21 protein-coding genes are annotated in these 21,979 nt (G+C 70.6%); 8 read left to right on the top strand and 13 right to left on the bottom strand.

What is annotated here, in order from left to right; translation table 11 throughout:
- The first annotated feature begins 85 nt into the window (after positions 1–85).
- Positions 86–2,068 (top strand): Stk1 family PASTA domain-containing Ser/Thr kinase, encoded by a 1,983-nt coding sequence (gene pknB, locus OHA21_RS47830; protein ID WP_328467025.1) that lies wholly within the window; start codon positions 86–88, stop codon positions 2,066–2,068.
- Positions 2,059–2,922: a deoxyribonuclease IV gene (locus tag OHA21_RS47825; RefSeq protein WP_328467023.1), complete on the top strand. Its 864-nt coding sequence runs from the start codon at positions 2,059–2,061 to the stop codon at positions 2,920–2,922. Before pknB ends, OHA21_RS47825 begins: the two co-directional genes overlap by 10 nt.
- Here the strand turns inward: OHA21_RS47825 and OHA21_RS47820 are convergent.
- Complete coding sequence (locus OHA21_RS47820) at positions 2,896–3,771, bottom strand: LysR family transcriptional regulator (RefSeq protein WP_328467021.1); 876 nt, start codon at positions 3,769–3,771, stop codon at positions 2,896–2,898. The genes OHA21_RS47825 and OHA21_RS47820 overlap by 27 nt on opposite strands.
- Before the next feature lie 72 nt (positions 3,772–3,843).
- On the opposite strand from OHA21_RS47820, the gene OHA21_RS47815 reads away from it, so the two are divergent.
- Positions 3,844–4,524 carry a CTP synthase C-terminal region-related (seleno)protein gene (locus OHA21_RS47815; RefSeq protein WP_328467019.1) on the top strand — a complete coding sequence of 227 codons (681 nt, stop codon included), beginning with the start codon at positions 3,844–3,846 and terminating at the stop codon, positions 4,522–4,524.
- Here the strand turns inward: OHA21_RS47815 and OHA21_RS47810 are convergent.
- From OHA21_RS47810 to OHA21_RS47790, 5 genes are all read right to left on the bottom strand, one after another.
- A complete protein-coding gene (locus OHA21_RS47810; protein ID WP_328467017.1) occupies positions 4,512–5,756 on the bottom strand; it encodes an IPT/TIG domain-containing protein in 1,245 nt (414 codons plus the stop codon). The two genes, OHA21_RS47815 and OHA21_RS47810, sit on opposite strands and share 13 nt — an antisense overlap.
- A gap of 8 nt (positions 5,757–5,764) precedes the next feature.
- Positions 5,765–7,279 carry an IPT/TIG domain-containing protein gene (locus OHA21_RS47805; protein WP_328467015.1) on the bottom strand — a complete coding sequence of 505 codons (1,515 nt, stop codon included), beginning with the start codon at positions 7,277–7,279 and terminating at the stop codon, positions 5,765–5,767.
- 43 nt (positions 7,280–7,322) lie between these two features.
- The gene (locus OHA21_RS47800; RefSeq protein ID WP_328467013.1) at positions 7,323–8,342 is read right to left on the bottom strand and encodes a threonine aldolase family protein; all 1,020 of its coding nucleotides are present in this window, start codon (positions 8,340–8,342) and stop codon (positions 7,323–7,325) included.
- Complete coding sequence (locus tag OHA21_RS47795; protein WP_328467011.1) at positions 8,335–9,741, bottom strand: class II 3-deoxy-7-phosphoheptulonate synthase; 1,407 nt, start codon at positions 9,739–9,741, stop codon at positions 8,335–8,337. The genes OHA21_RS47800 and OHA21_RS47795 overlap by 8 nt, the downstream gene beginning before the upstream one ends.
- Positions 9,742–9,806: 65 nt before the next feature.
- Positions 9,807–11,276, bottom strand: coding sequence for a glycosyl hydrolase family 18 protein (locus tag OHA21_RS47790; protein WP_328467009.1), 1,470 nt, complete (start codon positions 11,274–11,276; stop codon positions 9,807–9,809).
- A 171-nt stretch (positions 11,277–11,447) separates the two neighbouring features.
- On the opposite strand from OHA21_RS47790, the gene OHA21_RS47785 reads away from it, so the two are divergent.
- The gene (locus OHA21_RS47785) at positions 11,448–11,918 is read left to right on the top strand and encodes a glutathione peroxidase (RefSeq protein WP_328467007.1); all 471 of its coding nucleotides are present in this window, start codon (positions 11,448–11,450) and stop codon (positions 11,916–11,918) included.
- Positions 11,918–12,595, top strand: a complete 678-nt coding sequence (locus OHA21_RS47780) for a DUF429 domain-containing protein (protein ID WP_328467005.1) — start codon at positions 11,918–11,920, stop codon at positions 12,593–12,595. The genes OHA21_RS47785 and OHA21_RS47780 overlap by 1 nt, the downstream gene beginning before the upstream one ends.
- A gap of 342 nt (positions 12,596–12,937) precedes the next feature.
- Here OHA21_RS47780 and proC read toward each other — a convergent pair whose 3' ends face one another.
- From proC to OHA21_RS47760, 4 genes are all read right to left on the bottom strand, one after another.
- Complete coding sequence (gene proC / locus OHA21_RS47775) at positions 12,938–13,750, bottom strand: pyrroline-5-carboxylate reductase (protein WP_328467003.1); 813 nt, start codon at positions 13,748–13,750, stop codon at positions 12,938–12,940.
- A 64-nt stretch (positions 13,751–13,814) separates the two neighbouring features.
- A complete protein-coding gene (locus OHA21_RS47770; RefSeq protein ID WP_328467001.1) occupies positions 13,815–14,843 on the bottom strand; it encodes a 6-phosphofructokinase in 1,029 nt (342 codons plus the stop codon).
- A gap of 144 nt (positions 14,844–14,987) precedes the next feature.
- Complete coding sequence (locus OHA21_RS47765; RefSeq protein WP_328466999.1) at positions 14,988–15,485, bottom strand: pyridoxamine 5'-phosphate oxidase family protein; 498 nt, start codon at positions 15,483–15,485, stop codon at positions 14,988–14,990.
- A gap of 63 nt (positions 15,486–15,548) precedes the next feature.
- Positions 15,549–17,024 (bottom strand): DHA2 family efflux MFS transporter permease subunit, encoded by a 1,476-nt coding sequence (locus OHA21_RS47760; RefSeq protein WP_328466997.1) that lies wholly within the window; start codon positions 17,022–17,024, stop codon positions 15,549–15,551.
- Positions 17,025–17,117: 93 nt separating this feature from the next.
- Here OHA21_RS47760 and OHA21_RS47755 point away from each other — a divergent pair, with 93 nt between their 5' ends.
- Positions 17,118–17,777, top strand: coding sequence for a TetR/AcrR family transcriptional regulator (locus OHA21_RS47755; protein WP_328466995.1), 660 nt, complete (start codon positions 17,118–17,120; stop codon positions 17,775–17,777).
- On the opposite strand, the gene OHA21_RS47750 is transcribed toward OHA21_RS47755, so the two are convergent.
- On the bottom strand, positions 17,758–18,252 hold the full coding sequence (locus tag OHA21_RS47750; protein ID WP_328466993.1) for a polyadenylate-specific 3'-exoribonuclease AS: 495 nt from the start codon (positions 18,250–18,252) through the stop codon (positions 17,758–17,760). The two genes, OHA21_RS47755 and OHA21_RS47750, sit on opposite strands and share 20 nt — an antisense overlap.
- A 66-nt stretch (positions 18,253–18,318) precedes the next feature.
- On the bottom strand, positions 18,319–19,173 hold the full coding sequence (locus OHA21_RS47745; protein WP_328466991.1) for a phosphotransferase enzyme family protein: 855 nt from the start codon (positions 19,171–19,173) through the stop codon (positions 18,319–18,321).
- 246 nt (positions 19,174–19,419) lie between these two features.
- On the opposite strand from OHA21_RS47745, the gene OHA21_RS47740 reads away from it, so the two are divergent.
- Complete coding sequence (locus OHA21_RS47740) at positions 19,420–20,097, top strand: Crp/Fnr family transcriptional regulator (protein WP_230859207.1); 678 nt, start codon at positions 19,420–19,422, stop codon at positions 20,095–20,097.
- 195 nt (positions 20,098–20,292) lie between these two features.
- Here OHA21_RS47740 and OHA21_RS47735 read toward each other — a convergent pair whose 3' ends face one another.
- Entirely contained in the window at positions 20,293–21,009 is a 717-nt protein-coding gene (locus OHA21_RS47735; RefSeq protein ID WP_328466988.1) for a lysophospholipid acyltransferase family protein, read from the bottom strand.
- Between the two features lie 129 nt (positions 21,010–21,138).
- On the opposite strand from OHA21_RS47735, the gene OHA21_RS47730 reads away from it, so the two are divergent.
- Positions 21,139–21,945: a DUF308 domain-containing protein gene (locus OHA21_RS47730; protein WP_328466986.1), complete on the top strand. Its 807-nt coding sequence runs from the start codon at positions 21,139–21,141 to the stop codon at positions 21,943–21,945.
- The last annotated feature ends 34 nt before the right edge of the window (positions 21,946–21,979 follow it).

Genomic DNA, 21,979 nt, shown 5'->3' with positions numbered 1-21,979 from the left:
GGTCACAGCCGTTGAGGTACCCGTTTGGACTCAGCTGTGACATCCTGGCGTACCCCCACCAGAAAGACACATACACTTCACGCCGATGGACACCACAGTCGCCGATACGTTGATCGGCACAACGATTGACGGGCGCTACCGGATCACCGGTCGCGTCGCCCGTGGTGGCATGGCGACCGTCTACCGGGCCACCGACGAGCGGCTCGAGCGCACCGTCGCTCTGAAGATCATTCACCCCTCGCAGGCCACGAACGTTCACTTCGTCGACCGGTTCACCGACGAAGCGAAGACGATCGCCCGGCTCACCCACCCCAACGTCGTGGCCGTCTACGACCAGGGCCGCCACCAGGGTCTCCCCTACCTGGTGATGGAGTTCGTGCAGGGTAAGACGCTGCGCGACCTGCTGAGCCAGCGGCACAAGCTGAGCCCGGTCGAGGCGCTCGCGATCCTCGAGCAGATGCTCGCCGCGATCGCCGCCGCACACCGCGCCGGCCTGGTCCACCGCGACGTCAAGCCGGAGAACGTGCTGGTCGCCGAGGCGCCCAGCGGTGGCACCGCCGACCTGGTCGACGCGGTGGTCAAGGTGGCCGACTTCGGTCTGGCCCGGGCCATTGAGGCGAGCACCGTCGACGAGTCCGGCCAGCTGATGGCGACTGTGGCGTACGTCGCTCCCGAACTCGTGCAGACCGGCCAGGCCGACGCCCGGACCGACGTCTACTCGGCCGGCATCGTGCTCTTCGAGATGCTCACCGGCCGGGTGCCGTACGACGGGGCCGAGCCGGTCGAGGTGGCCTGGCAGCACGTCGACAACGACGTGCCCGCGCCCTCGACCGTCACCCCCGGCCTGCCCTCGGTCCTGGACCGGCTGGTCGCCCGGGCCACCCGCCGTGACCCCGGCGCCCGGCCCACCGACGCCGGCGCGCTGCTCAGCGAGGTGCAGGCGGTCCGCGACGGACTCGGCACGGCGAACGTGCCGACCGCGCTGCTGCAGCAGGTCCCGTCCCGGGCCGCGGACGCCACCAGCCTGGTGCCGACCGTGCCGTCCGCCGACGCGACCGCGCTGGTGCCCCCGGTCCCGGCCAACACCTATCAGGCCTCCCACCGGCCCTCCTGGGCCCGGCTGCCCGAGCAGGGCGGCGGCCGCACCACCCCGCACCGCCGGGCGGCGGCGGCCGGCCCGGTCGGCGGGTTCTTCGACGACCGGCGCCGGGTCGTGCTGGTGTCCCTGATCGCCCTGATGGCCGTGGTCATCCTGGGCAGCACCTGGTGGGTGACGCTGGGCCGGTACACCGAGGCGCCCACGCTGGTGAACATGACCAACGCGCAGGCCGCCGCGCATGCGGACGCCAACGGCTTCAAGATCTTGGCGGGTGACGGGGTCTACAGCGACACCGTCCCCAAGGATTCCGTGGTGACCCAGAACCCGGGCCCGCAAGAGAAGATCGTCAAGGGCGACACGATCACCGTGAACCTGTCGCTCGGCCCGGAGGTCCATCCGGTGCCGGACGTGGTCGGTATCGAGCTGGCGAACGCCAAGGCCGAGCTGGAGGGTCTCCGGTTCAAGGTCAAGGAGGGCAAGAGCCAGTTCAGCGACACCGCCCCCGAGGGCGTGGTCATCGCCACCCAGCCGAAGGCCGGCGAGCAGCTCAAGCCCGGCGAGACGGTCACCGTCGTGCTGAGCAAGGGCCGCGCGCCGATCACCGTGCCCAACCTGGTCGGCAAGAACATCAACGAGGCCCGTGGCGAGCTGGGGCGGCTCGGGCTGAACGTGCTGGAGCGCCCGAAGGACAGTGACAAGCCGGCCGACGAGATCCTCGCCCAGTCGATCAAGCCGGGCACCGGCGTGGCCAAGAACACCGAGATCACTCTCGACGTGAGCAAGGGCCCGCCGCTGGTCACCGTCCCGGACCTGACCAACCAGCCGTGCCAGCAGGCCGGGGCCACGCTGCAGGGGATGAACCTGCGGGCCCGGCTGGACATCAACCCGAACGGGTTCGTCCGGGCGCAGAGCGTGGCACCCAACAGCCAGGTCCCGCCGCAGACCGAGGTCGCCCTGACGTGCCTCTAGACCGCCGGATCGGGTCACACACGAAGACGTCGGGTGGGCTGGCCAAGGCCGCCCTCCCGTACGTCGACGCGGCCGGCTCGGAAACTTTGCAGGTGTACGTCTCCAACTCGCGCGGCTGGGCGCTGCCGGCCGGCGACCCGAAGCAGGACGTCCTGTTCCGCGACGGGATCGGCGAGCGCGAGCTGCCGGCGTACATTCACGCGTCGCTGCTGGTGAACCTCGGCTCCCCCACCGAGCTGACCGTCGAACGCTCGGTGGCCACGCTGGCCCACGCCCTGGACCGGGGAAAGGCGATCGGCGCGACAGCCGTCGTCTACCACGCCGGCAGCTCGGTCGACGAGGCGCACGCCGACAAGGCGATGCACCAGCTGCGCGAGTCGCTGCTGCCGCTGCTCGACCGGGCCGCCGCGGAGGGACTGCCGCGACTGCTCGTCGAGCCGAGCGCGGGCGGTGGGCGCAGTCTGGCCTCGAAGGTGCAGGACCTGGAGGCGTACCTGGACGCGGCCGAAGGTCACCCGTGGATGGGGGTCTGCTTCGACACCTGCCACGCCTGGGCGGCCGGGCACGACCTGGCCACCCCCGGCGGCATGACCGCGACGCTGGACGCTCTGGTCGCCGCGGCCGGACCGGGCCGGCTCCAGCTGATCCACGCCAACGACTCGAAGGACGACTGCGGCTCCACCCGCGACCGGCACGAGACGATCGGCAAGGGCCGGATCGGCACGGCGCCGTTCGCCGAGCTGTTCGCCCACCCGGCCACCGCCGGCGTCCCGATCATCGTGGAGACCCCGACCGTGGAACACGAGGGCCACGCCGCCGACATCGCGCTACTGAAGAGCCTGCGCTCCCAGTAACCCGGCGAGACGGGCGGCCGGCTCCTCGCTGCCCGGGGCCCGGAGCAACTCCACCCGGTGGACCAGCCGGGGCGCGGCGATCGGGACCCCGGCCAGGCCGGGACGGTTCGCGACGACGGGTGCCGGGAGCACGATCAGGCCGTGGCCGGCGGCGACCAGGCCGGTGAGCACCGTGACGTCGGCGCCGTCGTAGTGCAGCCCGGCCCGCAGGCCGTCGACCGGCAGCCGGGCGAACGGGGCCAGCACGGGCGCGTCGATCCAGTACGCGTCGGCCAGGTCGCCCAGATCCACCGAGGCCCGACGGGCGAGCGGATGCCCCTCCGGGACCGCCACCACGGCCGGGCTCCCGGCCACCCCGACGGCGTCGTGGGCGCCGGGTTCGGGCAGCCGCAGCGGATCGCTGGGGGCGGCGAAACCGTCGACCAGGCCGAGATCGATCTCACCGGTGGCGGCGGCAGCGACGATCCGGTCCCGGTCGGCGACGAGGATCCGGGTGTGCAGGCGGGCCGACTCGGCGCGCAGGCGGGCCAGCGCGGCGGGCACCGGGGCGCTCCAGGCCAGCGGGGTGAGACCGAGGACCAGCCGGCCCGGCGGGGCGATCGAGCGGGTCACGTCGGCTCGGGCCGCTTCCAGGCGTACCAGAATCAGGTTGGCATGTCGCTGCAGGCGCTCGCCGGCCGTGGTGAGCGCAACCGGCCGCCTGGTCAGCAGAGGCGTGCCGAGGTCCGCCTCGAGGGCGGCGATCTGCTGGGAGACGGCCGACTGGGTGTAGCGCAGGCGCTGCGCGGCGGCCGAGAAGGAGCCGGTCTCGGCGACCGCGACGAAGGTACGCAGCAGATGCGGATCCACATCAGCGATGCTAATACCGATGTCAGTATCGATCGTTGGACGTTATGCCAGGGCCCGGTCGAGGATGGTGGCATGATTTCGATTGCCCTGGTCGGCGACCGATCGCCGGCCGTCCGCGCGCACGCCCGCATCCCCGCGCTCCTGGATGTGCTGCGGGACAGCGAAGATCTCGACGTCTACTGGATCCCCACGCCGGACGCCGAGGACACGGAGGCGCTGCGGGGTTTCGCCGGCATCTGGCTGGTGCCGGGTAGCCCGTACCGAAGCCTCGACGGCGCCATCAACGCAGCGCGGCTGGCGCGCACCTCGGGGGTGCCGTTCCTCGGCACCTGCGGCGGCTTCCAGCACGCCATGCTGGAGTTCGCGCGCAACGTCTGCGGGTTCGGCGACGCCAGGCACGCCGAGTACGGCCCGGCCGGCGACGACGAGCTGATCGTCGAGCTGGCCTGCTCGCTTGCCGGGCACGAGGCCGCCATCGACCTCACACCCGGCTCACTCGTCGAACGCCTGCTCGGCGCCTCTCGCACGGTCGAGCGCTACCACTGCAGTTACGGCCTGTCCGCCGCCCACCTGGACCTGCTCGGGGCGCACGGCCTGCGCTTCACCGGCCACGACGACGCCGGGGAGGTGCGGGTGGCCGAGCTTCCCGGCCACCCGTTCTACCTGGCCACGCTGTTCCAGCCGGAACTCACCGGAGAGGAGCCCCACCCGGTGATCCGAGGCTTCGTCCGGGCCGCCGCTCAGTTGGTGTAGCTGAACATCGCCGCCGCGGTGAAGCGGCTCGGCGTCCCGGCCGCGGACGTGAAGCTCACCCAGACCGGGCCCACCCCGGACACCGGCGGAGCGGTGCAGACGAACGTCACCGCAGTGCCGGTGCCCTGCCGGACGCAGGTGGCCGGGTCGTCGCCGAACTTGAAGTCGGTCGCCCCGGCGATGTTCGCGCCGGCCACCTTGACGACGACCTTGGCGCCGCCGAGAGTGGTGTCGCTCTTCACCGAGAGGCTGGACACGACCGGGGCCAGCGCGATCTCGGCGGGTTCGCCGACGATCCCGTCGTGGACCAGGGTGAGCTCGGCCGACTCGGCCGCGATCGCCGGCAGGGTGACCTTCACGTGGGTGTCGTCCACGTAGGTGGCGGCCAGAGTCTTCACGCCCAGCCGGGCGCTGACCCGCTCCGCGGCGAACTCGGTGGCGTTGTCGCCCAACGGGGCGCCGGTGACGGTGAGCACGACCGGGCCACCGCTCGCCTTGACCACCGGTTCGCCGGAGACGTCGATCCCCAGCGCGGCCCGATAGGTGACCCGTGCCCCGTTCGCGGCGGCGCTCTCGCCACCCGCCGTGGTCACGGTCACGGCTGCGACACCGTTGTCCCCGGCCGGCGCCACCGCGGTGATCCTGGTGGCCGAGACGACCTCGAACGACGTGGCCTCGGCATCGCCGAACTTGACCGCGGCCGAGTCATCCGGGTCCACCCCGAGGAAGCCCTGCCCGGTGATCGTCACGGTCTCGCCGCCGGCTGCATTGATCTTGGCCGGGGTGACTGTGATGACGGTCGGGCTGTATCCCACCTTCGCGGTCGACTCCGGGCCGGCCACTCCGTTGACCAGCAGTTGCATCGTCACCGCGGTGGCCTTCGGCGTCACCGGAGCGGTGACCCGGAGGTGGGTCGCGTCGACCCAGGCGACCTTGGCCAGCAGGCCGCCGATCTTCGCGGTGACCTTCAGGGCCGTGAACTCCTTCGCGGTGGCGCCGACTGTGCCGCCGGAGACGGTCACCGGGATGACCGTGCCACCACTCGTCCTGGCCGCGATGCCGTCCTCGAACTCCGCGACCAGCGCAGCAGCCTCCTCGGTGAGCACCGAGACGGACCCGGCCTGTCCCGGCGCGGCGAGCGCGCCGGACTGTGCGGAGATGCCGGTCGCCGCGATGACGACCGTGGCCGCGGCAAGGCCGGCCATCGTGCGGGTCTTCTTCGTTTGCGCCATGGCTTCTCTCAGTCGATGTCGGTGTAGCTGAACGCGGCGGCAGAGGTGAATCGGCTTTCCACGCCGTTGCCCGAGGTGAACTGCACCCAGACCGGGCCGGCCTCGGACGCCGGCGGAACTGTGCAGACGAAGACCAGCGACTTGCCGGCGCCGCTCGCCGCACAGGTGGCGTCGTTCTCACCGAACTTGAAGTCCGTCGACTCGGCCGTGTCCGTGCCGGCCACCTTGACGGTGACCCGGGCGCCGCCGGCAACCGAGCCGCTCACCGCCGAGAGGGCGGTGACGACCGGGACCACGGGCAGGGTGGCGGCGTCGCCGGCCACCGTGCCGTTCACCACGGTCAAGGCGGCCGACTCGGTGGTCAGTGCGGGGAGGGTGACCTTGACGTGGGTCGAATCCACCCAGACCGCCGGCAACTTGGTGGCGCCGAGCCGCACGCTGATCCCCGAGGCGGCGAACTCCTTGGCGCTCTCGCCGATCGTGCCGCCGGTGACGGTCAGCAGGTGCTGGCCTCCGGTGGCCCGGAGGAACTGTTCGTCGGAGTCGTCGATCGCGAGCTCGCCCTGGTACGTGATCCGCGGCGCGCCGTCCGCCGGGCTGGCGGCGTCCGGGGTCGTCACGATTACCGCGGCGGGCCCGGCCGAGCCGGCGGGAACACCGGCGTTGATCTGGTTCCCGGAGACCACGTCGATGTAGGTCGCGGGGACACCACCGAAGGTCACCGAGTCCAGGTCCTCCGGGTCGACGCTGAGGAAGCCCGCTCCAGTGATCTTGAGATCCTCGCCGCCCTCCACGGGCACCCAGGCGGGAGAGACCCCGGAGACCACCGGGTAGTAGTCGATCGTCGAGGTGGACTTCGGTCCGGCGTACCCGTCCTGAACGAGTTCGAGGGTGGTGGAGCCAGTCTTGGCGCTCGCCGGGATCGTGACCTTCAGGTGCTCGTCGTCCACGTAGGTGACCTTGGCGACCACCCCGCCGACCTTGGCTCCGATCTTCAGAGCGGTGAACGCCGCCGACGTGGCGCCCAGGCTTCCGCCGGTGACCGCGACGGTGAGCAGCTCACCGCCGGAGGCCTTCGCGTCGACGCTCACGAACTCGGCGGCCAGCCCCATCCGGTATCCGAACTTGGCCTTGCCGGTGGTGGAACCCGTGGGGTTGGTCACCGTGACCGAAACCGCGCCGACCGCGCCGGGCGGGCTGACCGCCACCAGTTTGGTGTCCGACAGGACCGCGACTCGGGCAGCCGGAACGCCACCGAACGTGACCGCGTCCTCGTCGTCGAGGTCGAGGCTCTTGAAGTTCGATCCCAGCACGACGACAGGCGTGCCGCCGTCGATGCTTCCCACCGACGGCGAGATGCTCGTGACGATCGGGACCGATGACACGGCGGACAGGATGGTCCGCCCCGCCTGCGCCGCGGAGAAGGCGACGCCCGGCTGTACGACAGTGACCGCGACGGTGCCGGCAACGACGGCAGCGGCGGTGAGTGCGGTGGCCCTGCGGGCTCGAGATGTGTTCGCCATAGCGGCAACGCATATCGGCTGTTCCGGGCCGGGGTTGCAGGGATCAGGCGAGCAATTCGGAGAGGACTGCTATCGCGTGATCGACTGCGGCGTCGGTCAGGTCGAGGTGGGTGACCAGGCGGGCTGTGCGCGGCAGCATCGCGGCGATCAGCACGTCGCGTTTGGCGGCCTCGGCGGCCAGGGTCGGGGCGTCCAGCGCCGACTTCGACAGGTCCAGCGGCACCAGGTTGGTGCGGACCTGGTCGGGGTCGACCACGCCGTACGGTGCGAGGGCCGCCGCGATCCGGTACGCCCGGTCGTGGTCCTCGGTCAGCCGGTGCAGGTGGTGGTCGAGGGCGTACCGGCCGGCGGCGGCGAGGATGCCGGCCTGCCGCATGCCGCCGCCCATCCGCTTGCGGAGGAGCCGGGCCCGGGCGATCTTCTCGCGGCTGCCGATCACCAGCGAGCCGACCGGCGCGCCGAGGCCCTTGGAGAGGCAGACCGACAGGGTGTCGAAGAGCGCGCCGTACTCGGCCAGCGGCACCCCGTCGGCGACGTGAGCGTGCCAGATGCGGGCGCCGTCGCAGTGCAGGGCGACCGCGTGGGCGTCGGCGACCGCGCGCAGGTCACGCAGCACCGACAGGGAGACCACGCCGCCGCCGCCGAGGTTGTGGGTCTGCTCGACGGCGATCGCGGCGGTCGGCACCGACGGGAAGCCGGCCGGGCGGATCATGCCGGCGATCCGGTCGGCGTCCAGGGCCGCGCCGTCGGACGGCCAGGTGCGGGTGGAGATGCCGCCGAGCACGGCGGCGGCGCCCAGCTCGTACGTGACCACGTGCGCATCAGCCCCCGCGAGCAGCTCACCCCCCGGCGGGACGACGAGTTGCAGGGCGATCTGGTTGGCCATCGTCCCGGACGGGGCGAACAGCGCCGCCTCGTGCCCGAACAGCGCGGCGACGTGGTTCTCCAGCGCGTTGACGGTCGGGTCGTCCCCGAAGACGTCGTCGCCGACGGCCGCGGTCGCCATCGCCTCGCGCATGCCGGGGGTGGGCCGCGTGACAGTGTCCGATCGCAGGTCAGCCACGGAGCATCTCCGCGACCAGGAAGGCGAGCTCCAGACTCTGCTGCGTGTTGAGCCGCGGGTCGCAGGCCGTCTCGTACCGGTCCGGCAGGTCGAGGTCCTCGATGCCCTGGGCGCCGCCGAGGCACTCGGTGACGTCCTCGCCGGTCAGCTCGATGTGGATGCCGCCCGGGTGGGTGCCGAGACCGCGGTGCACCTCGAAGTAGCCGAGCACCTCGTCGACCACCCGGTCGAAGTGGCGGGTCTTGTAGCCGTTCGACGACTCGTGGGTGTTGCCGTGCATCGGGTCGCACTGCCAGACGACCTTGGCGCCGGCCGCGGTCACCTTCTCCACGATCGGGGGCAGGGTGTCGCGTACCTTGCCGTTGCCCATCCGGCTGATCAGCGTGAGCCGGCCCGGGATGTTGTTCGGGTTGAGCTTCTCGCACAGCTCGATCGCGGTCTCCGGCGAGGTGCCGGGGCCCAGCTTCACGCCGATCGGGTTGGCGATCCGGCTGATGAAGTCGATGTGCGCGTGGTCCAGCTGCCGGGTCCGTTCGCCGATCCACAGGAAGTGGCCGCTCAACCCGTACGCCCGGCCGTCGGAGACGCGGGTGAGCGCCCGGTCGTACTCCAGGGCCAGCGCCTCGTGGGAGCAGTACAGGCTGACCGTACGCAGGGCTTCGCTGTCGGTCATGCCGCAGGCGCGGATGAAATCGAGTGCCCGGTCGATCTCGCGGGCGATCGCCTCGTAGCGCTCGCCGGCCGGCGAGGCGCGGACGAAGTCCTTGTTCCAGTCGTGCAGGCCGTGCAGGTCGGCCAGGCCCCCGGAGAGGTACGCCCGGAGCATGTTCATCGCCGCGGCCGAGTTTGCGTAGGCCCGGATCATCCGCTGCGGATCGGCCACCCGGGCCGCCTCGTCCGCGTCCAGCGAGTTGATCAGGTCACCCCGGTACGCCGGGAGCCCCAGCGAATCGGTCAGCGACGACCGCGGCTTCGTGTACTGCCCGGCCACCCGGGCCACCTTGACCACCGGCATCGACGCCCCGTACGTCAGCACCACCGCCATCTGCAGCAGAGTCCGCGCGTTCGCGAGCAGGTGACTCTCGGTGTTGTCGGCGAACGTCTCCGCGCAGTCGCCGCCCTGGAGCAGGAAGGCCCGCCCCTCGCAGACCTCGGCGAGCCGCGACCGGAGCTGGTCCACCTCGTAGGGCGCCACGATCGACGGGACGTTGTCGAGAACCTTGCAGACCTCGGCGACCTCGCCCATGTCCGGCCAGGGCGGCATCTGCACCCGCGGCAGGGACCGCCAGTGGTCGAGGCCGAGAGCCTCGTCCTCGGCGGAGTTCGTGGAGGGGCGGGAGGTCTGCAGGGCCGGGTTGCCCACTCCCGGGTGACTGAGCTGATGCCACTCTCGGCGCATACCGGAAAGCCTACGAAAGAGGGGCACCGGGCCTGCGCCCGGTGCCCCTGTTCCCAACTACTGACTTACAGGTTGCTCTTGATGGCGGTGATCAGCTCGCCGTTGGTGGTGTCACCGGAGAGCTCCCAGAAGAATGCGCCGCCGAGACCCTGGTTCTTCGCGTAGGTCATCTTGCCGGCGATGGTCGACGGGGTGTCGTAGCTCCACCAGTTGTTGCCGCAGAAGGCGTACGCCGTACCCGCGACCGTGCCGGTGGCCGGGCACTTCGTCTTGAGGACCTTGTAGTCCTCGATACCGGTCTCGTAGGTGCCCGCCGCACCGCCGGTCGCCGAGCCGCCCGGGGCGGCCTGGGTGACGCCGGTCCAGCCGCGGCCGTAGAAGCCGATGCCGAGCAGGATCTTGGAGGCCGGGATGCCCTTCGACTTCAGCTTCTGGACAGCCGCGTCCGAGTTGAAGCCGGCCTGCGGGATTCCGGTGTACGAGGTGAGCGGCGAGTGCGGAGCCGTCGGGCCCTGCGCCGCGAACGCGCCGAAGTAGTCGTACGTCATCGGGAAGATCTTGTCCATCTTCGTCGCCGCGGTGGCGTAGTCGGTGGCGTCGATCTTGCCGCCGTTGCTGCCGTCAGCGGTGATGGCCGCGGTGATCAGGGCGCTCGAGCCGAACTTGGTGCGCAGCGCGGTGATCACGTTGTTGAACGCGTTCGGGCCGCTGGCGTCGCAGCTGAGGCCACAGGCGTTCGGGTACTCCCAGTCGATGTCGATGCCGTCGAACACGTCCGCCCAGCGGGGGTCCTCGACCAGCTTGTGGCAGGAGTCGGCGAACGCGGCCGGGTTCTTGGCCGCCTCGGTGAAGCCGCCGGACCAGGTCCAGCCGCCGACCGAGTAGATCACCTTGAGGTGCGGGTACTTCTTCTTCAGCTTGCGGAGCTGGTTGAACGAACCGCGCAGCGGCTGGTCCCAGGTGTCCGCGACGCCGTCGACGCTCTCGCCCGCGGTGTAGGCCCGCTCGTAGTCGGCGTACGAGTCACCGATGGTGCACTTGCCGCCGGTGGTGTTGGCGAACGCGTACAGGATGTGGGTCAGCTTCGACGCCGAGCCGGAGGTGTCGATGTTCTTGACGTGGTAGCCCCGGCCGTAGACGCCCCACTCGGCGAAGTAGCCGACGACCCACTTGTTACCGGTCGGCGGGTTCGTGGTGGGCGGCGTCGTCGGCGGTGTGGTCGGCGGCGTCGTGGGTGGCGTGGTGGGCGGAGTCGTCGGCGGGGTGGTGGGTGGCGTGGTGCCACCGCAGACCCCGTTGTCGATCCACACGGCCCACTGGGTGCTGTTGGTGGCCGGGGACTCGCCCTGGGTCCACCACTTGGCGGTGTAGTTGTGGCCGTTCTGCGAGGCGACGTTGTCCTTCACATAGACGGCGGAGGCGCTCCATGCAGGGGCACAGGCAGCGGCGGCGGACGCCGAGACGGCGGGCACCGCGATGCCGGCCGCGAGGACGACCGCACCGGCGAAGATCGCCCGGCGGGTGGTTTTAGACACGGGGATGTCTCCTCAACAGTTAGGAAACTTTCCAGAGAGAGGGATGAAGAGACCGTAGTCACATCGATTAACAACAGTCAAGCCTGGTGAACAGCTTTAAGGTCCCTTTAACACCGGGCAGTCAGCGGCGACGAGATGCATTCAGATGGACACAGCGCGTAGTCTTCCGTCATGACCATCTTTGACGTCGACATTGACGCTCTCACCGGTGGCCCGACCGAATTGGACCGTTACCGCGGCTCGGTCGTGCTGGTGGTCAATGTGGCCTCTCGCTGCGGCCTGACCCCGCAGTACGCCGGACTCCAATCCCTCTACGAGACCTACCGCGACCGCGGCCTGGTGCTGGTCGGCGTGCCGTGCGACCAGTTCGGCGGCCAGGAGCCCGGGACCGCCGACCAGATCGCCGAGTTCTGCTCGGTGAACTACGGCGTGACCTTCCCGGTGACCGAGAAGGTCGAGGTCAACGGGCCCGGCCGGCACCCGCTCTACCGCGAGCTGGTCGGCGACGGCGAAGACATCCAGTGGAACTTCGAAAAGTTCATCGTTGCCCCGGACGGCACGGTCGCCGCCCGCTTCGCGCCCGGCACGACACCGGACGACAGCGAACTGGTCGCAGCGGTCGAGAAGCTCCTCCCCCACTGATGAGCATCCATGTGATCGGAGTCGACGCGTACGCGCTCGGCTGGGTCGGCGTCGAGCTCCGCGACGGCGCCTTCGGGCGCGCGGTCCTGGCGTCCACGCTCTACGAGATCGTCGCCGGCAGCTCCGGAGCGGCCGTGATCGGCGTGGACATCCCCCTCGGCATGCTCCCGGACCGCTGGCGGGCCGCCGACACCCTCGCCGCCGACCAGCTCGGCCCGCGCCGCGGCAGCGTCTTCCGGGTCCCGCCGCGCGCGGTCTGGGAGGAGGCCGACTTCGCCTCCGCCAACCGCGTCTGCCGCGAACTCACCGGCGCCGGCCTGAGCCGGCAGTCGTGGGCGCTGCGCCCCAAGCTGCTCGAGGCCAACGCGATCTGGGAACGCCATCCCGGTCTGCTCTTCGAGGCACACCCCGAGGTCTCGTTCCGGACCATGGCCGGTGAGCCGCTGCCGTACGCGAAGAAGACCTGGAGCGGCCAGGCCCGCCGCCGCGAGCTGCTGGCCCGCAACGGCATCGTGCTGCCGGACCGCCTGGGCCCGGCGGGCCAGGCCCCACCCGACGACATCCTGGACGCCGCCGCGGTCGCCTGGACCGCCCACCGCGTCGCGACCGGCACGGCCCTCAGCCATCCCAGCCCGCCCGAGGAGAGTAACGGCAGCAGGATCGCGATCTGGTATTAAAAGCTTTCATCGGTACGAGCTACGAAAAAGTACCGCCGCACCACGCGACCAAGTGCCGCTCAAGGCCGAAGCGCGGCCGCCGGGCTGATGCGGTGGCCCTGGCTGACGCCCAATGCTGCCTCCCACGCCGCGACACGACGCTGAGCGTCAGCCCGACCGACCAGCTGACGCTCAATGCTGCCTGCCACGCCGCGACACGACGCTGAGCGTCAGCCCGACCGACCAGCTGACGCTCAATGCTGCCTCCCGCGCCACGAGGCGACGCTGAGCGTCAGCCCGACCGACCAGCTGACGCTCAATGCTGCTTCCCGCGCCGCGAGGCGACGCTGAGCGTCAGCCGGATTACCGGGACTGGTCGGCGATCTCGCGGGCGCGGTCGCGGGCCGCTTCCAGGGCGGCCAGGAGCGCGGCGCGGACGCCGTGCTTCTCCAGCTCGCGGATCGCCGAGATGGTCGTGCCGGCCGGGGACGTGACCGCCTCGCGCAGCTTCACCGGGTGCTCACCGGAGTCGCGCAGCATCACGGCCGAGCCGATCGCGGTCTGGACCATCAGCTCGTGCGCCACCTGCCGGGGCAGACCGAGCAGGATGCCCGCGTCGATCATCGCCTCGACCAGCAGGTAGAAGTACGCCGGGCCGGAACCGGAGAGCGCCGTGACCGCGTCCTGCTGCGACTCCGGGACCCGCAGCGTCGCGCCGAGCGGCTTGAACATCTCCTCGGCGATGGCCAGGTGCTCGTCGTTGGCGTGCGGGCCCGCCGAGATCGCGGTCATCGCCTGGTCCACCAGCGCCGGCGTGTTGGTCATGACTCGCACGACCGGGGTGTCCTCCGGCAGCCGCGCGGCGAAGAAGCTGGTCGGCAGCCCGGCGCAGAGCGACACCACCAGCTTGCCGGCGGGGACCTTCGCCCCGATCTCGTCGAACAGCGCCGCGGCGTCCTGCGGCTTCACCGCGATCGCGAGGATGTCCGCCCGCGTCACCGCCTCGGCGTTCTCGACCACCGTCACGCCATACTTCTCGGCCAGCTCGGCGCCGCGCGCGGGACGCCGGGCGGTGATCAGCAGCCGGGAGGCGGGCCAGCCGGAACGCAGCAGGCCGGAGATGACGAGTTCACCGATCTTGCCGGCCCCGATGACCGCGACGGTGTGCTTGGGCAACGCTTCCTCCGAACGAGAGAAACGAGAAAAGGGGCCGGGATACCCCGGCCCCTTCCTGACGACCTCAGTTGCCGAAGAAAACCTCGGCCTCTTCGTACCGCTCGATCGGAACGGTCTTCAGCTCGCCGGTGCCCTCGATCAGCGGGACCCGGACGATGTCGGTGCCGCGCAGCGCCATCATCTTGCCGAAGTCGCCCTCGTGCACCGCGTCGATCGCCTGCAGGCCGAAGCGGGTGGAGAGGACCCGGTCGAACGCGGTCGGCGTGCCACCGCGCTGGATGTGACCGAGGACGACCGTACGGGCCTCCTTGCCGGTCTTCTCCTCGAGCTGCTCGGCGAGCCACTGGCCGATGCCGCCGAGGCGGACGTGACCGAAGCTGTCCAGCTCCTGGTTGTGCAGCACCATCTGGCCGTCGAGCGGCTGGGCGCCCTCGGCGACGACCACGATCGGCGCGTACTCGACCTGGAAGCGCTTGGTCACGTAGGTCGCGACCTGGTCGACGTCGAACTTGCGCTCCGGCAGCAGGATCACGTTCGCGCCACCGGCGAGACCGGCGTGCAGCGCGATCCAGCCGGCGTGCCGGCCCATGACCTCGACGACCAGGGTGCGGTGGTGCGACTCGGCGGTGGTGTGCAGCCGGTCGATGGCCTCCATCGCGATGTTGACCGCGGTGTCGAAGCCGAAGGTGTAGTCGGTGGCGTTCAGGTCGTTGTCGATCGTCTTCGGCACGCCGACCACGTTGACGCCCAGGTCGTGCAGCTTGGTCGCGACGCCGAGGGTGTCCTCGCCGCCGATCGCGACCAGCGCGTCCACGCCCTGCTCGGCGAGGTTGGCCTTGATCTTCTCGACGCCACCCTCGATCTTGAACGGGTTGGTCCGGGAAGAGCCCAGGATGGTGCCGCCGCGCGGCAGGATGCCACGGACCTCCGCGATGCCCAGCGGCTTCGTCAGACCCTCCAGCGGGCCCTTCCAGCCGTCGCGGAACCCGACGAACTCGTGGCCGTACGCCGTGACGCCCTTCCGGACCACGGCACGGATGACCGCGTTGAGACCGGGGCAGTCGCCGCCACCGGTGAGCACGCCGATACGCATTTTTCTTCCCCCTGGATCGGGTAGCGAGATGCGGATAGCCCGTCGAGGCCCCAGGGACGATTCCGTTCGGCAGCGTTGCCGGGCCCGGGGCGGGCCGCAACCGGAACTCTAGTCGCCGCCCGGAGCCCGGTTGAAGCCGCCCCGCTAAAGCCTGACGGTTTCGTTCTCGCCCGCGTCCGGGGTCTTTCCGGTGACGGCGGCCTTGGCGTACCCGAACAGAGTGAGGACCTTCGAACTGTGCGCGGCCTCCCAGTACTCGGCGGTCTGCGCGGTCACCTTCACCAGGGTGAGGTTCGGCGTCTCCAGGCCGTCCGGGAACCAGGCCTTGAGCAGCGGGTTCCACAGCTCCTCGGCCTTGGCCCGGTTCTCGACCTGGGACGCCGCACCGGCGATGGAGATCCAGTTCTGCTGTTTCGGGTCGCTGAACGACACGTTCACCTGCGGGAAGTGGTTGATCTGCTGGACCAGATCGGAGTCCGCGTAGGTGAAGAACCACAGGTCGCCGTCGAACTCCACCTCCTGCAGCGCCATCGGGCGGCTGACGTGCCGGTGGTCCTCGGTCATCGTGGTCAGCATGCAGATCCGCGCGTCGGCCACCATCTTCTTGACCTTCTCGCGCTGCTCCTGCTCGGTCGCAGTCATCGCTCGTCACCTCCGGTAGGGGTTGTCACCCCCTTCACTTCCCCGGCTCGGCCCCGCGAACCATCAGTGGGCCATGGCGGGCGGCGCGTCCGGGTCGACGTCGAGCGGGCCGGTCCGGAACAGCACGGCAGCGACCACGGCGGCCAGGACGAAGAAGCCGGCCGACCACCAGAAGACGGTGTGGTACCCGTCGAGCTGGGCCTGGAGCGCGAGCTGCTGGGTCGGGGCCTGGCCGGCCAGGTGATCCTCGACCGTGGTGGCGAAGAACGAGCTGAGCAGCGCGGTGCCTATCGAACCGCCGATCTGCTGGACCGTGTTGATCATTGCGGACGCGACGCCGGCGTCCCAGTGCTCGACGCCCGAGGTGGCGGCGTTCTGCGTGGGCGCGAAGACCAGACCGAGGCCGAGACCGATGACGATCAGGCCGGGCAGGACTCCGCCGGCGTACGTCGAGTCGAGGTCGAGCCGGGTCAGGAAGACCATGCCGGCCGCGGCGACCAGGGCGCCGACCGGGACCAGCGGGCGCGGGCCGATCTTGGGCGCGAGCATCGAGCCGGCCGTCGTGGCGGTGAGCATGACCGAGCCGAGCATCGGCAGGAACGCCAGACCGGTCTTGATCGGGGTGAACGCCAGCACCGTGGTCAGGTAGTAGGTGAGGAACAGGAAGATGCCGAACATGCCGGCGCCGGCGATCGCGATCGAGGCGTATGAGCCGCCGCGGTTGCGGTCCAGCACCACGCGCATCGGCAGCAGCGGGTGGGCGACCCGGCGCTCGATACCGATGAACAGGCCGAGCAGGGCCAGACCGGCCACGATCGGGCCGAGCGTCATGGCGTCGGTCCAGCCGTCGGTCTCGGCGTTGGCCAGGCCGTAGACCAGGGCGACGAGGCCCGAGACGGCGGTGACCGTACCCGGAATGTCGATCTTGCCGTGCGCCGCGACCGGCTCGTCACGCAGCTTGGTGAGCGCGCCGATCACGGCCAGCGCGGCGATCACCAGGTTGACGTAGAGGCACCAGCGCCAGGAGACGTACTCGGTGAGCACGCCGCCGAGCAGCAGGCCGATGCCGCCGCCGGCACCGGAGATGGCGCCGAAGATGCCGAACGCCTTGCCGCGCTCGGCCGGCTCGGTGAAGGTCGTGGAGAGCAGCGAGAGCGCGGCCGGGGCCAGGGCGGCACCGAAGGCGCCCTGCAGCGCCCGCGCGACGATCAACAGCTCGAGGCTGTTCGCGGCGCCGCCGAGCGCGGAGGCCAGCGCGAAGCCGACCAGGCCGATGAGGAACATCCGCTTGCGGCCGAAGAAGTCGGAGAGCCGGCCGCCGAGCAGCAGCAGGCTGCCGAACGCGAGGGCGTAACCGGTGACCACCCACTGCCGGCCGGCGTCGTCGAACGCCAGGTCGGCCTGCGCGGTGGGCAGCGCGATGTTCACGATCGTGGCGTCCAGCACCACCATGAGCTGGGCCAGCGCCAGCACCACGAGGGCCCACCAGCGTCCGGTCTTCAGTTCGGCGGGTAGTGGTCGATCAGTAAGGGTGCTCATGCCGGCCTTCCGAAGTTGAGGTTCGTCCTCCACTTCGGCAGGCTAGCAGCGGAAGTTGAGGATTGACCTCCGCTTAGTTGTAGGCTTGACCACATGACAGGCACCGAGGTCCGCCCGTTGCGGCGGGACGCCCAGCGCAACCGGGAGCGGATTCTCGAGGCGGCCCGGGAGGTCTTCGCGGCCCGCGGCTTCGCCGCCACGCTGGACGACGTGGCCCACCACGCCGGCGTCGGGGTGGGTACGGTCTATCGCCGCTTCCCCACCAAGGAGGCCCTGGTCGAAGCGGTCTTCACGGACCGCCTGGAGGATCTGGTCACGCTCGCCGAGGAAGCCCTCGCGGCACCGTCCGCGTGGGACGGCCTGACCGACTTCCTGCGCCGCTCGGCCCGGATGCACGCCTCCGACCGCGGCCTGCGCGACGCCGCGCTGAGCATGGACGAGCACCACTTCGTGACGGCCGGCGAGCATCTCGTGCCCCTGCTGGAGCAGCTGATGGACCGGGCGCACGCCGAGGGCACCCTGCGGCCGGACGCCGGGTTCCGGGACTTCCCGATCATCATGGCGATGGTCACCGACCTGGCGCAGCACAGCGCCGAGTGCCGGCCCGGCCTCTACGAGCGGTATCTGGAGCTGGTCCTCGACGGCCTGCGCGCCCGCCCGGACAACGGCGACCTCGGCCCGGAGCCGACCGAGACGGACATCCGGGCCGTCATGCGCGAGTGCGTGCCCCCGCTCAGGCCTTCGAGGTCATGACCTGCCAGCGCGCCAGATTGTGCCGGGCGTCGACCAGCGCGTCGTGCCGTCCGGCCATCTCCGGCAGGGCCGGCCGGTTCAGGTCGTCCCAGCGCTGGCGCAGATCCTTGGTGAACCGGGGGATCTCCCGGGGCAGCGCCGGCATCGCACCCCACAGCTGTGCGAGCGCGACGTGGTCGTACGCGGCGTACCAGGCCCAGAGCTCCATCTGCTCGTTGCGCCCGCGGATCGGCTCGACGAGGAACTCGTAGAGATCGGCACGGATCCGCTCCCGGCTGCGCCACGCCTTGTCGGACGGGGACGGCAGCTTGTCGAGCACGTTGCGGCGCACCCAGGGCACGGCGCGGGAGTCGTCGAACTCGGTGCTGACCGCGTAGAACTCGCGGCCGAACTCGTCGACGACGCCGATCGACACGAGGTCGACGATGCGGCCGTCCTCGATGAATTCACAGTCGTAGAAATAGCGATAGACCACCGTCCGACCTCCCCACCCGCCGCCCTAGAAAGGACTGAAGACTGTCTTGAGCATCCTTGCCCATCGTCATCCGGGCATGGACTCCAGGGCCCGCTTCGCCTCGCCCAGCGCCTTGCCGCACCCCCGCCAGGCGGCCCGCTCCGCCTGGACCGCCCAGCGCAGCCGCAGCAGGACCGGCAGCGCGGCGTCCAGTTCGTCGGCGCTGACCGGCCCGGCCGCCCGGTATCCGTCGAGCAGTTCGACAGCGTGTTCCGGGCCTCCGGCGTACGCCACCGCGGCGGCCACGTCGTAGACGAGCGGGCCGGTGCCGCTCGCCCCGCAGTGCAGCAGCCCGGATCGGCCGGTGTCGGCGTCCAGCACGAACGTGCCGGGCGCCGGATCCCCGTGCAGCACGCCGTAGGTGAGCTGGTCGGTGACGGTCAGCCGAGTGGTCGCGGTGACCGCGCCGGTGACCGCCACGCGCAGCCACGGCTCCGCGTCCAGATGCGGCGCGTCGGGGTCGAGCAGCTGCCACGGGCGCAGGCCCGGGTGGCGGAAGCCCTGCAGGGCCCGGTGTACGGCGCCGAGCCGCTCACCCCACCACTGCTGGTCAACGGGGTCGCGGCCGTCCAGGTGCCGCCCGGGGACCCGGCGCAGGACGGCCAGCGCGCCCTGCGGTGTGTCCGCGGTCAGGCCGCCGCCGAGCGTACGAATCGGCTCGCCCGCGTCTATGCGAACCGTGCGCAGATGCTCGGCTGCCATCAGGCCGGCCTCGATCTGCTGCCGGGCAGCGCTCTCGGCCAGCCGGGCCACATAGCGCCCGTCCCCCGCGGCGATCTCCCAGCCGCGCGACATCACGGTCCTCGGTTGCTCGATGATCTCGGTAGGGACGAGGTGCCACTGGTCGCGCAACGTCGATCGAAGAAGCTCATCATCCGGCACCGCGGGATTATCTCGGCACATGCCGCCAAAGCGACGGACAGGGTGGGTGACAATCACAGAAGGCGATGGGTGGTTTACAGAACGCTACCGAAGGGACATGATCGTACAGGGCGAGCTTCGATGTCCGGGCAGGAATGGCGCTCGAGGCACGCTTCGTGCTAATAGTGATCGTTCGCGTCGTGGGGCCGACGCCGGCCGGGTCGACGTGGTCCCCATCGGGGGAGGGAAACCGCCGTGGACCATCGCATGCCGGACAACGGCGACGCGCTAACCGGTGTCGACATGTTCGCCGGGCTCGAGCCGGACGTCCGGCAGCGCGTCATCGCGGCTGCCGTCCCACGTCACTACCGCAAGGGGCAGATCCTCTTCGTGGAGCACGACCCCGGCGACTCGCTGATCATCATGAAGCGGGGCGCCGTCGCCGTCTTCCGGACAGCGCCGACCGGCGAGCGCGCTGTGCTGACCGTGGTCCGCCCGCCCGACGTGCTCGGCGAGGTCTCGCTGCTGGACGCCTCCACCCGCAGCGCCTCCGCCGAAGCGATCGAGGACTCCCAGGCCCTGTCGCTCTCCCGGGCCGCCTTCATGGACCTGGTCCACTCCAACCCCCGCATCCTGGACGCGGTGATGCGCTCCGTCGGCGGCCTGATCCGCCGCCTCACCGAGCAGAACGCCGACCACGTCTTCCTCGACCTCCCCGGCCGGGTCGCCAAGACCCTGGTCCGCCTCTCCGGCGAGAGCCAGGCCCCGATGATCACCATCGAGCTCAACCAGAGCCAGCTCGCCGAGATGGCCGGCGGCTCCCGCCAGAGCGTCAACCAGGCCATCGGCTCCTTCGCCAGCCGCGGCTGGCTCCGCACCGAGGGCCGTCGCATCGTGGTCACCGACGTCCAGGCCCTCCGCCGCCGCGCCGGCATGGGCAGCTGACCCCTGCCACTCACGGCCGCAACGCCCGGCTGACGCTGAAGGCTGCCTCCCGCGCTGCGGAGCAGCGCGCGGCCGACCACGTGCATAAGCCCGGCGGCCGCGCTGAGGGCCGGGAGCGGGCACCCGGGTCGCGTCGTGCGGCGGGACGGGGTAGCTGGGGTTGGGGACGGGCTCGCCCGTACCGGGAAGGGGTTTTCAGGAGACCTTGCGCGGAGCTGCCTGCTTGACCCCCGGCGCCTCGACGGTCGTTTTGAGGGTGGATGCGTAGATGTCCACGTATTCGCGGCCGGAGAGCGCCATCAGCTCATACATGATCTCGTCGGTGATCGCGCGCTCGACGAAGCGGTCGCCGCGCTGGTCGGCGTAGCGGGAGAAGTCGAGCGGCTTGCCGATCCGGATGCGGACGCGCTTGACCGACGGGATCAGCGTGCCGGTGGGCTGGATCTCGTCGGTGTTGAGCAGGGCGACCGGGACGACCGGCGCGCCGCTCTCCAGGGCGAGCCGGGCCACGCCGGTCTTGCCGCGGTAGAGACGGCCGTCGGGCGAGCGGGTGCCCTCCGGGTAGATGCCCGCGATGTTGCCCTCGCGCAGCACCCGCAGCAGGGTGTCGAGGGCCGCCTGGGCGGCCTGCCCACCCGAACGGTCCACCGGGATCGTCCCGGCGCCGATGAAGAACATCCGCGAGAACCAGCCCTTGATCCCCTTGCCGGTGAAGTATTCGGCCTTGGCGACGAAGGTCACTTTCCGCTTCATGATCAGCGGGGTGAAGATCGAGTCAGAGAAGGAGAGGTGGTTGCAGGCGAGGATCACCGGACCGGTCCGGGGTACGTTCTTCAGGCCCTCCACCTTGGGGCGGAAGACGAGTTTCAGCAGCGGTCCGAGGACCACCAACTTCAGCAGCCAGTAGAACACTGACGTCCTTTCAGACGAGTCCGGGCGCAGTGAAGCGTACGAAGCGGGAGCGGCGCGCCACAATCGCACTCCCGCAACAGGTGCCTGCCGTGTCACCATTCAAGGCACGGTCGGCAAGGGGGTGCATCGGTGACAACGGGTGGCGCCCGTCGTGGGCGGCGCGACAACGGGCTCGACGCGGCCGACTACGCGGCAGCGGGAGACGTGGATCCACGGGTGGGCGAGCATCTGCTCGACGTGCTCGCAGCCGGGGGCATCGCGGCATATCTGCAGCCCACGGCCGATCAGAATCCGATTCTGCGGGCCACCACGCTGCCCGCGCTGCCGATCGACCGGCTGTTCGTGGACCGCACTCGGCTGGAGACCGCCCGCGAGCACCTGCAGAAGGTGACCGGCGGCGCCTCCCCCACTCCGCCTCCGGCAACCGCGACGGATCCGAAGCCGCAGGCCGAGGTGGACGCCGAGTGGGACAAGATCATCGCCGGGTTCCACACCACCGTCGACGATGACGGCCAGCGCTGGCCGGCCGTCGAGGGTGTCGACCCGCAGGAGCAGCCGCCCCGGCCGCCGGCCCGCCCGGTGACCGAGGAGGGCACCCCGCTCAACCGGCGGCGCACCGACCCGCAGGAGCCGTCGATCCTCTACGGGCTCGACACGTTCGGCGCCGACCTGCCGGACAGCGACGATGACGACGACGAGCGGTATGTTCCGCCACCGCCGCCACCCCTGCCGAGCATCTCGAAGTACGCGGTGGCCGGCCTGCTCGGTGTCGTGGTGGGCTTCGTGCTCTTCCTGTTCCCCCGCCTGATCCCGATCGACGAGCAGTTCGTGATGCTGATCGGCTTCGCCGCGATCGTCGGCGGCGCGGTCACCCTGGTCTGGCGGCTGCGGTCCGGCAACGACGACGACGAGTTCGACGACGGCGCTGTCGTATAGACCGATGTTGGTGTTCGGCCAGTAACCTACGGTG

Origin of the sequence: Actinoplanes sp. NBC_00393 (assembly GCF_036053395.1) — a bacterium.
GTDB lineage: Bacteria > Actinomycetota > Actinomycetes > Mycobacteriales > Micromonosporaceae > Actinoplanes.
Note: the sequence above shows the minus strand (reverse complement) of the source record. Positions and strands in the feature narration are given on the sequence as shown.